At 68.9% G+C, this 14582-nt stretch carries 17 protein-coding genes and 1 pseudogene; 8 read left to right on the top strand and 10 right to left on the bottom strand.

The genetic code is table 11. The features are described from left to right. Positions 1-86: 86 nt before the first annotated feature. Positions 87-1874: a thiamine pyrophosphate-requiring protein gene (locus ACQ4L4_RS11305; protein ID WP_431104333.1), complete on the bottom strand. Its 1788-nt coding sequence runs from the start codon at positions 1872-1874 to the stop codon at positions 87-89. 266 nt (positions 1875-2140) lie between these two features. On the opposite strand from ACQ4L4_RS11305, the gene ACQ4L4_RS11300 reads away from it, so the two are divergent. Beyond that, positions 2141-2551: a hypothetical protein gene (locus ACQ4L4_RS11300; protein ID WP_377153758.1), complete on the top strand. Its 411-nt coding sequence runs from the start codon at positions 2141-2143 to the stop codon at positions 2549-2551. Positions 2552-2593: 42 nt separating this feature from the next. Here ACQ4L4_RS11300 and ACQ4L4_RS11295 read toward each other — a convergent pair whose 3' ends face one another. Beyond that, entirely contained in the window at positions 2594-5206 is a 2613-nt protein-coding gene (locus ACQ4L4_RS11295; protein WP_431104916.1) for an excinuclease ABC subunit A, read from the bottom strand. A gap of 383 nt (positions 5207-5589) precedes the next feature. On the opposite strand from ACQ4L4_RS11295, the gene ACQ4L4_RS11290 reads away from it, so the two are divergent. Both ACQ4L4_RS11290 and ACQ4L4_RS11285 read left to right on the top strand, forming a co-directional pair. Further along, positions 5590-6105 (top strand): pyridoxamine 5'-phosphate oxidase family protein, encoded by a 516-nt coding sequence (locus tag ACQ4L4_RS11290; RefSeq protein WP_431104332.1) that lies wholly within the window; start codon positions 5590-5592, stop codon positions 6103-6105. 85 nt (positions 6106-6190) lie between these two features. Then, complete coding sequence (locus ACQ4L4_RS11285) at positions 6191-6511, top strand: plasmid stabilization protein (RefSeq protein ID WP_377153763.1); 321 nt, start codon at positions 6191-6193, stop codon at positions 6509-6511. 94 nt (positions 6512-6605) lie between these two features. Here the strand turns inward: ACQ4L4_RS11285 and ACQ4L4_RS11280 are convergent, their stop codons facing one another. From ACQ4L4_RS11280 to ACQ4L4_RS11270, 3 genes are all read right to left on the bottom strand, one after another. After that, positions 6606-6935, bottom strand: coding sequence for a DUF4148 domain-containing protein (locus tag ACQ4L4_RS11280; RefSeq protein ID WP_431104331.1), 330 nt, complete (start codon positions 6933-6935; stop codon positions 6606-6608). 297 nt (positions 6936-7232) lie between these two features. Then, on the bottom strand, positions 7233-7481 hold the full coding sequence (locus ACQ4L4_RS11275; protein ID WP_431104330.1) for a hypothetical protein: 249 nt from the start codon (positions 7479-7481) through the stop codon (positions 7233-7235). Positions 7482-7704: 223 nt separating this feature from the next. Beyond that, positions 7705-8034, bottom strand: a complete 330-nt coding sequence (locus ACQ4L4_RS11270) for a DUF4148 domain-containing protein (protein ID WP_377153769.1) — start codon at positions 8032-8034, stop codon at positions 7705-7707. A 177-nt stretch (positions 8035-8211) separates the two neighbouring features. Here ACQ4L4_RS11270 and ACQ4L4_RS11265 point away from each other — a divergent pair, with 177 nt between their 5' ends. Further along, the gene (locus tag ACQ4L4_RS11265) at positions 8212-8724 is read left to right on the top strand and encodes a GNAT family N-acetyltransferase (RefSeq protein ID WP_431104328.1); all 513 of its coding nucleotides are present in this window, start codon (positions 8212-8214) and stop codon (positions 8722-8724) included. A 117-nt stretch (positions 8725-8841) separates the two neighbouring features. Here ACQ4L4_RS11265 and ACQ4L4_RS11260 read toward each other — a convergent pair whose 3' ends face one another. From ACQ4L4_RS11260 to ACQ4L4_RS11250, 3 genes are all read right to left on the bottom strand, one after another. Further along, positions 8842-9171 (bottom strand): DUF4148 domain-containing protein, encoded by a 330-nt coding sequence (locus tag ACQ4L4_RS11260; protein WP_431104326.1) that lies wholly within the window; start codon positions 9169-9171, stop codon positions 8842-8844. Between the two features lie 294 nt (positions 9172-9465). Next, on the bottom strand, positions 9466-9711 hold the full coding sequence (locus tag ACQ4L4_RS11255; protein ID WP_431104325.1) for a hypothetical protein: 246 nt from the start codon (positions 9709-9711) through the stop codon (positions 9466-9468). 222 nt (positions 9712-9933) lie between these two features. After that, complete coding sequence (locus ACQ4L4_RS11250; protein WP_431104324.1) at positions 9934-10263, bottom strand: DUF4148 domain-containing protein; 330 nt, start codon at positions 10261-10263, stop codon at positions 9934-9936. A 269-nt stretch (positions 10264-10532) separates the two neighbouring features. Here ACQ4L4_RS11250 and ACQ4L4_RS11245 point away from each other — a divergent pair, with 269 nt between their 5' ends. The 4 genes from ACQ4L4_RS11245 (at position 10533) to ACQ4L4_RS11230 (ending at position 13357) form a co-directional block, all read left to right on the top strand. Further along, the gene (locus ACQ4L4_RS11245; protein WP_431104323.1) at positions 10533-10841 is read left to right on the top strand and encodes a DUF3649 domain-containing protein; all 309 of its coding nucleotides are present in this window, start codon (positions 10533-10535) and stop codon (positions 10839-10841) included. Then, a complete protein-coding gene (locus ACQ4L4_RS11240; protein WP_431104322.1) occupies positions 10838-12541 on the top strand; it encodes a PepSY-associated TM helix domain-containing protein in 1704 nt (567 codons plus the stop codon). Before ACQ4L4_RS11245 ends, ACQ4L4_RS11240 begins: the two co-directional genes overlap by 4 nt. Further along, positions 12541-12831 (top strand): DUF3325 domain-containing protein, encoded by a 291-nt coding sequence (locus ACQ4L4_RS11235; protein ID WP_431104321.1) that lies wholly within the window; start codon positions 12541-12543, stop codon positions 12829-12831. Before ACQ4L4_RS11240 ends, ACQ4L4_RS11235 begins: the two co-directional genes overlap by 1 nt. A gap of 148 nt (positions 12832-12979) precedes the next feature. Further along, positions 12980-13357 (top strand): response regulator, encoded by a 378-nt coding sequence (locus tag ACQ4L4_RS11230; RefSeq protein WP_431104320.1) that lies wholly within the window; start codon positions 12980-12982, stop codon positions 13355-13357. Between the two features lie 28 nt (positions 13358-13385). On the opposite strand, the gene ACQ4L4_RS11225 is transcribed toward ACQ4L4_RS11230, so the two are convergent. Next, positions 13386-13874 carry a copper chaperone PCu(A)C gene (locus ACQ4L4_RS11225; protein ID WP_431104319.1) on the bottom strand — a complete coding sequence of 163 codons (489 nt, stop codon included), beginning with the start codon at positions 13872-13874 and terminating at the stop codon, positions 13386-13388. A gap of 38 nt (positions 13875-13912) precedes the next feature. After that, positions 13913-14567, bottom strand: a pseudogene (locus ACQ4L4_RS11220) (SCO family protein). Positions 14568-14582: the final 15 nt, after the last annotated feature.

Below are 14582 nucleotides of genomic sequence, written 5' to 3'. Positions count from 1 at the left end.
CGCCCGTGTGCAGGGGCGGGTGTTCGGCGATGTCCATGGGACCTCCTGGCGGATGCCGGGGTTGTGCTGCGTTGGGAGCCGGAGGCTCAGGATTTCTTCGTGACGGACGCCCACAGTTCGCGCAGCGTGGCCGCGATGACGCCGCGCGCGTCGGGATCGCCGAGCAGCAGTGCCGTGGCGTACTGCAGCATCTGCCGGGGCTCGACGTGCGGCGGCAGCGGCGGGACGTCCGGATCGACGACCATCTCCAGCAGCATCGGCCGGTCGGCGCGGAGCGCGCGGTCCCAGGCGGGCGCGACGTCCTCGGGCCGGTCGATGCGCAGGCCCTCGAGACCCAGCATGCGGGCGTACTCGGCATACGGGAACGCGGGCAGCGTCTGCGAGGCCTCGAACTTGGGATCCCCGGCCGTGACGCGCTGCTCCCAGGTCACCATGTTGAGGTCGCCGTTGTTGAGCACCATCACGACAAGGCGCGGGTCCGACCAGTCGCGCCAACGATGCGCGATCGTGATCAGCGCGTTGATGCCGATCATCTGCATCGCGCCGTCGCCGAGCAGCGCGATCACCGGCCGCCCCGGATGCGCCAGCTTGGCCGCCAGCGCATAGGGCACGGCGCAGCCCATCGTCGCCAGCCCGCCGGAGACCGAGCCCATCATCCCGGGGCGCGCCTTCAGGTCGCGCGCGTACCAGCCCGCGGACGTGCCGGAGTCGCAGGTCAGGATCACATCGTCCGGCAGGCGCGGCGACAGGTCCCAGAACACGCGCTGCGGATTCAGCGGCTTGGCATCGGTCATCGCGCGCGCCTCGAGGACCTGCCACCAGTCGCGGACCTCGGACTCGATGCGATGCCGCCAGGTCTTGTCCGGATTGGGTCTCAGGTACGGCAGGAGCGCCTCGAGCGTGATCCGGCTGTCGCCGACCAGGTTCGCCTCCATGGGGTATCGCGTCGACACGCGCCGGCCGTCGATGTCGATCTGCACGCCGCGCGCCTGGCCTTCCTTGGGCAGGAACTCCGAATACGGGAAGTGCGATCCCACCATCAGCAGCGTGTCGCACTCGTTCATCATCGTCCAGCTGGGCTTGGTGCCGAGCAGGCCGATCGAGCCTGTCACGAAGGGCAGTTCGTCGGAGACGGCCATCTTGCCCAGCAGCGCCTTGGCGATGCCCGCGCCCAGGCGCTCCGCGACCTGGATGAGCGCATCGCCCGCGTGCAGCGCGCCGGCGCCGGCCAGGATCGCCACGCGCTTGCCCGCATTGAGGATGTCCGCCGCGGCGCGCAGTTGCGCGTCGCCGGGCGCGCCGGGCGACGCGGTCCAGCCGATGCCGGTGTGGATCGTGTCATGCGCGCGCGGCGGTTCGGTCACGGCGTCCAGTTCCTGCAGATCGTGCGGCAGGATCACGCAGGTCACGGTGCGCTGGTCCCGCGCGATGCGCACCGCGCGGTCGATCAGGTGCCGCACCTGCGCGGGCGCCATCGCCGTGTGGACGAACTCGTGCGCGACGTCCTTGAACAGGCTGTGCAGGTCGACCTCCTGCTGATAATCGCCGCCGAGCGCGGAGCGCGCGCTCTGCCCGACCAGCGCGACCACCGGCATGTGATCGGCCTTGGCGTCGTAGAGGCCGTTGAGCAGGTGGATCGCGCCCGGCCCCGAGGTGGCCATGCAGACGCCGACCTCGCCGGTGAACTTGGCGTGCGCGGTCGCCATGAACGCGGCGAGCTCTTCGTGGCGGACCTGCACGAAGCTCATGTCGTCCTTGCGCCGCCCGAAGGCGCCCATCAGGCCGTTGATGCCGTCGCCGGGGTAGCCGAAGACGCGACGGATGCCCCAGCCGTGGAGTCGGTCGAGGATCTGGTCGCTGACGGTGGCGGTCATTCGGTGGGGCTCCGGCGGGTGGGCGTGCCCCTCGTCGGCAAGCCGCTTGCCCATCCCCGGCAGGGAACATCGCAGCGATGAACCGGCGGCTGCGTCCGTTCGACACCGTGCAGCCGTTCGACGTCGCCATTCCACGCCGCAATACGACGCCGCAATACGACGCCGCCGACCAGGCACGACCGCCAAGGGGCATTGCCGCGGCGCAGCATGACAACGCCGTGGACCGGGGCGTAGCATCGAGATTCCTCGGACTCATGTCCCCCGTCATGTCAGTCTGGCAATTCGATCTCGCCTTTTCGCAAGGCGGCGCGGCGGCCTCGTGGTTGCCGTCCTCGCGCACCGACGTCATGCACTACCTCGCCTCGCGCGTCGGGCCGAGCACGCCGATGCTCGAAGGCTGGCGCTACTTCGGCAACGAGGCGGGCAACTGCATCGACATGGTCTCCGACCCCGACGGTCGCTATGAGCTGCACGCCCGGCTGGACGCCTGCGCCAGCGAGACCGACCACTTCATCGAGGTCGTCTGCGACGTCGCCCATGCGCTGGGCTGCGAGTTCTTCAGCGAGGAGCTGTCGGCGCTGGTGCGGCCGAGCTCGCGTGAACTGAAGGAAGCGCTGCAGCGCTCGAGCGCCTGGCGCTTCGCGCTCGATCCCGAAGGCTTCCAGCCGAGCCGCTGATCAGCCTCGGGTGATCGGCCTCGGTTGATCAGGCTCGGTGGATCAGCCTCGGGTGTTGCCGTCGATCGCCGCCTTCAGATGCGGCGCCGTGCGCGAGTCCGCGCTGGCGGCCACCTCGTCCGGCGTCCCCGCCGCGACCACGCGGCCGCCATCGCCGCCGGCCCCCGGACCGAGGTCGATGACCCAGTCCGCCGCGGCGACCACGCGCATCTCATGCTCGACGACGACCACCGTGTGGCCCGCCTCGACCAGGTCGCGCAGCTGGACCATCAGCTTGTCGACGTCGGACGGATGGAGGCCGGTGGTGGGCTCGTCCAGCACGTACAGTGTGTGGCCGCGCTGCGTGCGCTGCAGCTCGGTGACGAGCTTGATGCGCTGCGCCTCGCCGCCGGACAGCTCGGTCGCCGGCTGGCCGAGCCGCAGGTAACCCAGGCCGATGCCCTTCAGCAGCCCCAGCGGCCGTGCCAGCGCCGGTTCCTCCGCGAAGAACTCGAAGGCCGTGTCCACCGTCATGCCGAGCACCTCCGCGATGCTGCGGTCGCGGTAGCGGATCTTCAGCGTCGCCTCGTTGTATCGGGCGCCGTGACAGGCGGGGCAGGGCGCGAAGACGCTGGGCATGAACAGCAGCTCCACGCTGACGAAACCTTCACCCTCGCAGGTCTCGCACCGGCCCTTGGCGACGTTGAAGGAGAAGCGCCCCGCATCGAACTTGCGGGCGCGCGCGGCCGGTGTCGCGGCGAAGAGCTTGCGCACGTGGTCGAACAGCCCCGTGTAGGTCGCGAGGTTGGAGCGCGGCGTGCGGCCGATCGGCTTCTGGTCGACCTGCACCAGCCGGCGGATCGCCTCGGCGCCGTCGGCGATCCGTCCGCCGGTGGCTGCTTGCACGTCGGCGCCGAGCTCAGCGTCCTCGTCGTCCTCGACGGCCGCGGGTTCATGGCCCAGGTGCGCGCCGACCAGGTCCACCAGCGCGCGGCTCACCAGCGACGACTTGCCGGAACCCGACACGCCGGTCACCGCGGTGAACACGCCGAGCGGGAACGCGGCGTCCAAGTCGACGAGGTTGTTCTGCGTGATGCCTTCGAGCCGCAGCCAATCTTTCGGGGCGCGGCGCCTGGGCCGTCGGCCGGGACGACTGGCCGCACCGACAGGACCGGAGGCACCTTCGGAGGCGCCGTGGGACGCCGCCTCGGTCACATCGGTCACGTTGTTCACGTCGCTCACATCGGAGAAGGACTCCGGGAACAGGTAGGCGGCGGTGCGCGACTCCGCGATGCCGCGCAGTCCCTCGGGCGGACCGCTGTACAGCACGCGGCCGCCGAGTTCCCCGGCCGCCGGCCCGACGTCGACGATCCAGTCCGCGGCGCGCATCAGGGTGAGGTCATGCTCGACGACGTAGACCGAGTTGCCCGCCGCCTTCAGCGATCGCAGCGAGGCGAGCAGCGATTCGTTGTCGGCCGGATGCAGGCCCGCGGAGGGTTCGTCGAGCACGTAGACCACGCCGAAGAGGTTGGAGCAGATCTGCGTGGCCAGCCGCAGCCGCTGGAGCTCGCCGGGCGAGACGGAGGGCGTCGCGCGCTCCAGCGAGAGATGGCCGAGCCCGAGCGAGAGCAACGGACGCAGGCGCATCAGCACGTCGTCCACCAGGCGATGGGCGGCGAGGCGTTTTTCCTCGCTGAGGCCGTCGATGGCGGCGTCGCCGAGGTGCTCCGCCAGCTGCGCCAGCGGAAACTGCGACAGCGTGCCGATGTCGAGTCCGTCGAAGGTCACCGACAGCGCCTCGCGCTTGAGCCGCTTGCCGTCGCAGACCGGGCAGGCGCCGCCGATCAGGTAGCGCGACACGCGGCGCTTCATCAGCGCGCTCTGCGTGGTCGCGAAGGTGTGCAACACGTAGCGCCGCGCGCTGCTGAAGGTGCCCTGGTAGCTGGGCTCCATCTTGCGGCGCAGCGCGTCCTTGGTCTCGGCGGGCGTGAAGCCGGCATAGACGGGCACGGTGGGCTGCTCGTCGGTGAACAGGATCCAGTCGCGCGTCTTGCGCGGCAGCTCGCGCCAGGGCTTGTCGACGTCGATGCCCAGCGTGACCAGGATGTCGCGCAGGTTCTGGCCGTGCCAGGCCGGCGGCCAGGCGGCGACGGCGCGGTCGCGGATGGTGAGCGTGTCGTCGGGGACCATCGAGGCCTCGGTGACCTCGTACACGCGGCCCAGCCCGTGGCAATGCGGGCAGGCGCCTTGCGGCGTGTTGGGCGAGAAGTCCTCCGCGTACAGCATCGGCTGCTTCGCGGGGTAACGGCCGGCGCGCGAGTACAGCATCCGCAGCAGCGACGACAGCCCGGTCACGCTGCCCACGGACGAGCGCGCGCTCGGCGTGCCGCGCTGCTGCTGCAGCGCCACGGCCGGCGGCAGGCCGTCGATCGAGTCGACGGCGGGCACGCCGACCTGATCGATGAGCCGGCGCGCGTACGGCGCGACCGATTCGAAGTAACGACGCTGCGCCTCCGCGTAGATCGTGCCGAAGGCGAGGGAGGACTTGCCGGAACCCGACACGCCGCTGAACACCACGAGCGCGTCGCGCGGCACGTCCACGTCGACGTTCTTGAGGTTGTGCTCGCGCGCGCCGCGGACCTGGACGAAGGCGGCGCGTCCGGGGTGTTCGCGCACGGCATCGGGCGCCGCGACGGGCGCGGGCGCGGACGCGAACGTCTGCTTGGACGCGGGCGTGGACGACGAAGAGGACGGTGGGCGAGCGGTAGGACGTTTGGCCAAGACGGAACCTCGGGTGATCAGCGCGACGCGCGCTGGGACGGCGGGGGCGAAGTATCGGTCGATGGCACCGATCAGCAAGCAGGATGCCCACCGGCACGGACATGGCCATTGCCATCGCCGTTGCCGTTGGCGATGACGGGTTCCACTCCCGAGCCACCATGAAGCGCTCGACCGATGTGATGCCCGTGCGATTCGCGCCTGCGCTCGAGCGGTTCGGCGGGTCGGGAGCGGGACTTGCTGCGAAGGAGGGAACCTTTCCACCTTTCACAGGAGTCCCCATGACCGACAAACCCCTCTCCGACACCGAGCGACGCGAGAAGCTCTGGGACCTCATCAAGGACATCAAGGTCGGCCTGTTCACGACGCACCATGCGAACGGGCATCTGCACTCGCGCCCGATGACGCTGCAGAACAAGGCGCTCGACGAGGGCGAATCGCTGTGGTTCTTCATGTCCCGCAGCGGCGAGCCGTTCAGCGACATCGTCGCGTCGCCGCAGGTGAACGTCGGCTTCGCCGACCGGGACGACGACACCTACGTCTCGGTGTCCGGCACGGCGGAGCTCAACGAGGACCGCGCCAAGCGCCAGGAGCTCTGGAGCAAGGCGGCGGAGGCCTGGTTCACGCAGGGCATCGACGATCCCGACCTGGCGGTGGTGCGCGTGCGCATCAGCCACGCCAGCTACTGGGACGTGAAGGCGTCCAAGCTGACGCAGCTCTACGCGATGGCGAAGGCGGCCGTGACCGGCAAGCCGCCCACGGGGCTGGCCGAGACCGGCGAGGTGCGCATGAAGTGAGGCCGTGATGAGGCCACATTGAGGCCGGCGGATCGCGCAGACGGTCTGCCGGATTTCCTGCATCGAACGACGATCGGAGGTCCCCATGCCCAGAGGCGACAAGTCGTCCTACACGGACAAGCAGAAGCGACAGGCCGAGCACATCGAGAGCGGCTATGAGCACCGCGGTGTGCCCAAGGATGAAGCGGAACGGCGCGCGTGGGCCACGGTCAACGCAGAAACGGGGGGCGGCAAGAAGTCCGGCTCCGGTCGAGGTCAGCCTGAGGACCACGCGCCCGCCCGCAAGGGCGGACACCTGGGCGGCAAGGCTGCGGCGAGCCGCACGGCTGCGGAGCGCTCCGCGTCCGCGAAGAAGGCTGCGGCGACGCGCAAGCGCAATGCGGCGGCACGCGCCGGTCATCACTGACGACGGATCTTTCTCCCGGCCCAAATGACAACGCCGACAGGACGAAGGTCCTGTCGGCGTTGGTCGCTTCGGGCTCCAAGCCCGAGGGGCAGTCTTAGCGGGCGGCAATGCCTTCGGTCGCAACGCCCTTGGCTTCCTTGGCCGCGTAGCGCTGCACCAGCGCGGCGTACGTCGGCGACGCTTTCATTTCTGCGTAGCGGGCTTGCGCCTTCGCGCGTTGACCGGCGTTCAGGCTGAAGTCTTCCGTGCGGTCGACGGCGGCCAGGCCGGACTCGCGATAGATCTCCAGATCGGCCAGCACTTCGGCGCGGCTCTTCTGGCTCTGGGTGATCGGATCGAGGTGGCTGTAGCTCTGCGCGAAGGCCGGCACGGCGGCGGCGGACAGGGCGATCAGGGCAGTAGCGATCAGGGTCTTGGCAGTCATGATGGGTTCCTTTGAGAGAGCGGTGGATCGGGGTGTCTGAGAGTCTTTGGCCGGCGTCGTTTGCCGATGACTGAAGGTTAGGCGTGGGCCTCGTCCGGATAAACGGGCTGCGTCGCAATGCCTCGTTGTGAGGCTCGCAACAATCGACCGTCCTTCGACACGCGCGATTCACGGGGGCTGCCCGTCGTGCTCGGCACAAAGCAAGACGCCCGGCATGAGCCGGGCGTCTTGCGTGGGAGCGAACCGAAGGTCGTCAGTCCGTGGATCGCTCCACCGAAACAGCGCAACCTGTGGCGTTCATTCGGCCGAGGCGTCCTGGTCGACAGCCGTGCTGCGGCGGCCGGTCACGTACACCGTGGGCAACTGCTCGCGCTTCACGGTGACGACCACCGGGTCCAGCGTGACGATCGAGGCGCGCATCTCGCGTTGGCCTTGTGCATGAGCGATACCCAAGCCGAGGGCCAGCGCCGCGATGGCACCGAAGGCGACAGCCTTGACGGTGGTGCTGGTGGCGGAAGTGATGGCGAGGCGGTGGGCGGTGTTCATGTCGATCTCCTTGGGGGCGTTGGCTGTGTCGATGGAGTCAGTGTCGTCATCGAGCCCCTTCGTTTCGAGCGCTCAGCGACGAAGCTGCGCGGCGGCGGTGTGAGATGCATGCCAAGCGGACAAGCCGTAGCGGTTCACACGCCGTTTCGCCCCTCCCAGACGAAGACGCCGGCGGGACCGAAGTCCTGCCGGCGCTTGTGGCCGGGGAGGGCGAGGGGATCACTCAGCGGGCGGAGACGCCTTCGGTCGTCGAGCCCTTGGCTTCCTTCGCCGCGAAGCGCTGCACCAGCGCCGCGTACTTCGGCGAGGCCTTCAGCTCGGCGTAGCGGGCCTCTGCCTTGGCGCGCTGGGCTGCGTTCAGCGTGAAGTCTTCCGTGCGTTCCGCGGCGGCCAGGCCGGACTCGCGATAGATCTCCAGGTCGGCCAGCACTTCGGCGCGGCTCTTCTGGCTCTGCGTGATCGGATCGAGGTGGCTGTAGCTCTGCGCGAAGGCCGGCACGGCGGCGGCGGACAGGGCGATCAGGGCGGTGGCGATCAGGGTCTTGGCGGTCATGATGGTTTCCTTTGAGAGAGCGTTGGATCGGGTGTCTGGGGTCTTGGGCCGGCGTCGTTTGCCGATGACTGAAGGTTAGGCGCGGGCCTCGTCCGGATAAACGGGCTGCGCCGCAATGCCCCGTTGTGGCGGCCGCAATAATCCTGGCCACCGTCGACGCCCGAGAGCCTTTGATCCATGCAGACTGCCCGACTCACCCTGTCGCCGCTCGTCGACGCCGATGTCGATGCGCTGGCGAGTCTGCTCTGGGACGAACGCGTCTACGAGCACATCGGCGGTCTGCCGTCAGGCGCGGCAGAGGTCGCGCTGGGGCTGCGGAGGGCGTTGGCCGGGCCGCCCGCCCATCGAGCTTCGGAGCGATGGCTCAACTACGCCGTGCGACTGCGCGGAAGTCATCAACTGATCGGGCGGCTGGAGGCGACGGTGCACGCCGGGATCGCGGAGGTGGCCTTTCTGCTGGCACCGGCGTATTGGGGCCACGGCTACGCCAAGGAGGGATTGAGCTGGCTCCATGACGAGTTGTCCCGCGTGTGCCCCGATGCGCGATGCTGGGCCACGACGCTGCCGGTCAACCTGCGAAGCAGCCGGCTGCTGAGCGCATGCGGCTACGAGCGGGTCGATCCGGCCACGGCGCCCGACCTGCTGACCTATGACGAGGGTGACTGGGTCTTTCGCCGGGCTCACGCCTGACTGCGACGCGACAGCTTGGACCGCCTGCGAGGCGGATGAACCGTTGAGCTCACAAAGCCAGGACGCCGGCAGGACCGAAGTCCTGCCGGCGTCCATGGCCGGGGAGGCGAGCGGCGCTCAGCGGGCGGAGACGCCTTCGGTCGTCGAGCCCTTCGCGTCCTTCGCCGCGAAGCGCTGCACCAGCGCGGCGTACTTCGGTGAGGCCTTCAGCTCGGCGTAGCGGGCTTCTGCCTTGGCGCGTTGGCTCGCGTTCAGCGTGAAGTCTTCCGTGCGGTCCGCGGCAGCCAGGCCGGACTCGCGATAGATCTCCAGGTCGGCCAGCACTTCGGCGCGGCTCTTCTGGCTCTGCGTGATCGGATCGAGGTGGCTATAGCTCTGCGCGAAGGCCGGCACGGCGGCGGCGGACAGGGCGATCAGGGCAGTAGCGATCAGGGTCTTGGCGGTCATGATGGTTTCCTTTGAGAGAGCGTTGGATCGGGTGTCTGAGAGTCTTTGGCCGGCGTCGTTTGCCGATGACTGAAGGTTAGGCGCGGCCCCCGTTCGGATAAACGGGCTGCGCCGCAATGCCTCGTTGTGAGGCTCGCAACAATCGACTGCCTTCAGACTCGCGAGTCCCTTCGACCGTTGGTCGTGCGCGGCACAAAGCAAGACGCCCGGCATGAGCCGGGCGTCTTGCGTGGGAGCGAACCGAAGGTCGTCAGTCCGTGGATCGCTCCACCGAAACAGCGCAACCTGTGGCGTTCATTCGGCCGAGGCGTCTTGGTCGACCGCCGTGCTGCGGCGGCCGGTCACGTACACGGTGGGCAGCTGTTCGCGCTTCACGGAGATGACCATCGGGTCCAGCGTGACGATCGAGGCACGCATCTCGCGTTGGCCTTGTGCATGAGCGATCCCCAGGCCCAAGGCCAGCGCGGCGATGGCACCGAAGGCCACGGCCTTGACGGTGGTGCTGGTGGCGGAAGTGATGTTGAGGCGGGTGGCGTTCATGTCGATGTCCTGAAGGGGTTGGCTGTGTCGATGGAGTCAGTGTCGTCAGTGGGGCGCCGCCTTTCGAGCGCTGCGCGACGAAGCTGCGCCGCGGCGGTGTGAGATGCATGCCAAGCGGACAAGCCGTCGCGCTTCACACGCCGTATCGCCCCTCCCAAACGAAGACGCCGACAGGACCGAGGTCCTGCCGGCGCTGATGGCCGGGGAGGGCGAGGGGATCGCTCAGCGGGCGGAGACGCCTTCGGTCGTCGAGCCCTTGGCTTCCTTGGCCGCGAAGCGCTGCACCAGCACCGCGTACTTCGGCGAGGCCTTCAGCTCGGCGTAGCGAGCTTCCGCCTTGGCGCGCTGGTTCAGTTCCAGCGACGAGTCTTCGGTGCGGTCCACCGCGGCCAGGCCGGACTCGCGATAGATCTCCAGATCCGCCAGCACTTCAGCTCGGCTCTTCTGGCTTTGCGTGATCGGATCGAGGTGGCTGTAGCTCTGCGCGAAGGCCGGCACGGCGGCGGCGGACAGGGCGATCAGGGCGGTAGCGATCAGGGTCTTGGCGGTCATGATGGTTTCCTTTTAGAGAGCGTTGGATCGGGTGTCTGGGGTCTTGGGCCGGCGTCGTTTGCCGATGACTGAAGGTTAGGCGCGGGGCCGAATCGCATAAATGGCTCAGCCGCGAATTGGTTGTTGTGAGGCCCGCAACAATCGCCCGTCCCCACGCGCGCAGGGCGCGGGGGGCTGAAGCTCCAGCAATCGCACGGACATTCATGGACCCTTCCATGAGGCGGCTCTATGATGAGAAGAGTTCTCATTTGCAACAAAGCCAGTCGTCCATGTCTTTCCCGGTCTCACGCCTGCGGGGCGCATTCCCGTTGATCTCGCGCATCGTCGCGGCGATCGGCGGCGGTTACGCGCTGGCGGCGCTGGTCAGCGTCGCGGTGCTCGCGCTGCCGGTGAACCGCATCCAGGCGGTCATCGGCGGCATGCTCGGCAGCTTCGCCGTCTATGCCGGCGCGGTCGTCTGGGTCTTCGCGGTGCGTAGCGCCACGCGGGCCTGGGTCGGGCTGATCGTCGCCGCGCTGCTCCTGCTGCCTTTCGCGTGGTCCGTCTGGACCGCGGTCGAACCTGCCGCCTCGCCATGACCGCCGACGTCCAAGCCCCCTCGGCCGCGCCGCAGCCGCGCGGCATCCGGCAGACGATGTCGGACCTGCACATCTGGACCGGTCTGTTGCTGGGCTGGTTCCTGTTCGCGATGTTCCTCACCGGGACCGTCAGCTACTTCAAGGAGGAGCTGTCGCAATGGATGCGGCCGGAGATCGCCCATCAGGCCGTGACGCCCGAGCCGGCCGTCGTGGCCGGCCGCATCGCCAGGGAGCTCGAGACGCTGGCCCCGGGCACCACGCAGTGGAGCCTGCGCCTGACCGACGATCGCCACAGCGTGGCCAACGCCTTCTGGCGCGTGCCGCCGAAGGACGGCGCCAGGCGCGCCTTCAAGGACGCGAACTTCGATCCGCAGACGGGGGAGAAGGTCAGCGCGCGCGAGACGCTGGGCGGCGAGTTCTTCTACCGCTTCCACTTCCAGTTCCACTACATGCCGGTGGTCTGGGGCCGCTGGCTCGCGGGACTGGCGGCGATGTTCATGCTGGTGGCGATCGTCAGCGGCGTGATCACGCACAAGAAGATCTTCACCGACTTCTTCACCTTCCGCTGGGGCAAGGGCCAGCGCTCGTGGCTGGACGCGCACAACGCGCTGTCGGTGTTCGGGCTGCCCTTCCACCTGATGATCACGTACACCGGCCTGGTGACGCTGATGACGCTGTACATGCCGTGGGGCGAGCAGGCCGGCATCAACTCGCCAGCGATGAAGAAGCAGCTGACCTCGGAGATGAACGCGTTCCTCCAGCCGGCCAAGCCCTCGGGCGAGGCGGCCCCGCTGGCCTCGATCGAGGCGATGGTGCGCGAGGCCGAGCGCCGTTGGGGACCGGGCAGCGTGGCGCGGGTCACCGCGGTGAATCCGGGCGATGCCGTGGCGCGCGTGGCGATCACGCGCGGCGAGGGCGGGCGGGTCTCGATGAGTCCGCAGTACCTGCTGTTCGACGGCGTCTCGGGGCGACTGGTCGAGGAGAAGAACGGCGTCGGCGCGGCGGCGGAGACCCGCGGCGTGCTGTACGGATTGCACCTCGGGCGATTCGGCGATGACGCGACCCGCTGGCTGTACTTCATCGTCAGCCTGGCCGGCACGGCGATGGTCGGCAGCGGCCTGGTGATGTGGACCGTCAAGCGCCGCCAGAAGCTGCCTGACCCGGACAGGCCGTACTTCGGCTTCCGCGTCGTGGAGCGGCTGAACATCGCCGCCATCGCAGGCCTGCCGCTGGCGATGAGCGGCATGTTGTGGGCCAACCGGCTGTTGCCGATGGGGCTGGAGAAGCGCGCAGAGTGGGAAGTGCACGTGGTCTTCATCGTGTGGGCGGTGACGCTGCTGCACGCGCTGGTCCGGCCGGCGAAGCGGGCATGGATCGAACTGCTGTGGCTGGGCGCGGTGTCGCTGGCGCTGCTGCCGGTGGGCAACGCGCTGACGACGGACCGCCCGCTGTGGCGCAGCGTCGCGCAGGGCGACTGGACCTTCGCGGGCGTGGAGCTGATGCTTTGGGTGTTCGCGGCGCTGCTGGCGTACCTGGCGATCCGCACGGGGCGCCACGCCCCTCGCGCGTTGAAGGGGCGGCCGGTCGCCAAGGACAGGCCGCATGCCCAGGCCTCGCGGGCGCCGGTGGCCGCGTCGTCGGCCTCGTCTTCCGGAGAGGTCGGCTTGGCGCTGCGATCCGGCGGGGAGGGCGCGCGGTGATGCACCTCCTCAGCCTGTTGATCTGCGTGGCCGCCTTCGCGGCGCTCGCGATGGCGACGGACCGCGCGCAGTGCGACGTCCTGGGCCGCGAGCTGCCCGCGGCGAAGTCCCGCGCGCTGCGCACCGCCGGCTGGGCGCTGCTGCTGGCGAGCCTCGCCCTCGTCGTGACCGCACAAGGCTGGGGCCTGGGCCTTGTCAGCTACAGCGGCCACACCAGCGTCGCGGCGGGCGCGGTGTTCGTCGCGTTGATCGTGCATCAGCGGCGCCAGCCTCGGAAGCGCAGGCGCTGAACCCCGGCGCGGCGTGAGCGAAACCCGTCGCCGTGTAGTCCTTCGCCTGACTTCCTGTCGGCCAGCGGGCCCACCCTGGCTGGGGGCCGGCCGGCCTCGAAAATGATCCGGGCATCAACCATCATGGAGTCACACAGGGAGACAAGACATGAAGGTTGCACTGATCGAGGACAACGCGCTGCTCCGTCGCCTGATGGTGTCGCGCCTGGAGTCCGAGGCGTCCATCACCGTGGTGAGCCAGGCCTCCAGCGAGAACGCCGCGATCAGCACGATTGCACTGAGCGCGCCGGACGTGGTGCTGGTGGACCTGAGCATCGACGGCGGCTCCGGCCTGGGCGTGATCGAACGCCTGCGCGCGGCGCGCTTCCGCGGCCGCATCCTGGTGCTGAGTTCGGAAGACCGCTCGGCCTACGAGCCACGCGTCATCTCCTGCGGCGCGGACGGCTTCTACGACAAGGCCTGCGACTTCGAACGCCTCGTCGGCGAGCTCTGCACGCTGTCCAACAGCGCGTGGATGGCGGACTGAGCCGCCCACCCGGGGAAGCAGCGCTTCCTCAATGCGCGTGGTCGCCGTGACCACCGCCCTTGTCGTCCTTCGCCGGCATCGCCGCATTGAGCGCCCGAACCGGCGCCTTCACCTCGACGGTCTGACGGGCGCCGCCGCGGTCCTCGAAGATCAGCGTCAGCGGCACCTGGTCGCCCGCCTTCACCTGGGCGGGCAGGTCCAGGAACATCACGTGATACCCGCCGGGCTTGAGCTCGACCGTCTTGCCCGCCGGCAGTTCGATCGCCGGCACTTGGCGCATGCGCATCACGTTGTCCTGCATCGCCATCTCATGCACCTCGGCCTTGGGCGTCAACGGCGTGGTGACGCCGATGAGCTTCGTGTCCTTCGCCGCCGTCAGCTTCATGAAGGCGCCGGTCGCCTTCTGCTGCGGCACGGTGGCGCGCACCCAGGCGTCGTCGATCTTCACCTGGGCATGAGCGATGGAGGCGAGTAGCGAGCCCGCGACGAGCAGCAGCGAGTGGATCTTGAAAGTCATGTCGGTTCTCCGGAATCGGTGTGTTGGGATATGGAGGGTCAGGTGTTGAGCAGCTGGCGCACGTCCTGGGCGAGGTCGGCGGCGCTCATCTCGTGCTTGATGGCCAGGCGTGCCTTGCCCTTGCGGTCGAACACGGTGCTCAGGGTGGAGTGGTCCATCGTGTAGCTGCTGCCCGTGGGCACCTTGCCGTAATAGACCTTGAACTCCTTGGCGACGGCGGCAGTCCCCGCGAGATCGCTGTAGAGCCCGAGGAAGCTCGGATTGAACGCGGCGGTGTAGGCCGCCAGCACCGGCGCGGTGTCGCGCTCCGGATCGATGGTGACGAAGGACCTGGAAGTCCGCGGCATCCGCGCCCAGCATCTGATGCACGGCGGCGGCGCGCGCCAGCGCGGTCGGGCAGACGTCGGGGCACTGCGTGAAGCCGAAGAACATCATCACGACCTTGCCGCGGAAGTCGGCCAGCCGATGCGGGCGGCCGTCCGCGCCTTGCAGCGCGAAATCGCTCGCGTAGCTCACCAGCGAGAGATCGATGCCGTGGAAGGTCGGAGCGGGCTTGCACGCCGCCAGCGGCAGCAGGCAGGTGGCGATCGTCAGCGCCCGACGACGCGCGTCGGGGACGACGACGGAATCGCCAGAGAGGGCGCGCGCAGACGGCGCGAGGTGCGCGAGGTGCGCGAGAGAAGGGTGTCGCATGATCGAAATGGCGTG

It is taken from the genome of Roseateles noduli, from assembly GCF_050626985.1.
In the GTDB taxonomy this organism is placed as follows: Bacteria; Pseudomonadota; Gammaproteobacteria; order Burkholderiales; family Burkholderiaceae_C; genus Roseateles; species Roseateles noduli_A.
Note: the sequence above shows the minus strand (reverse complement) of the source record. Positions and strands in the feature narration are given on the sequence as shown.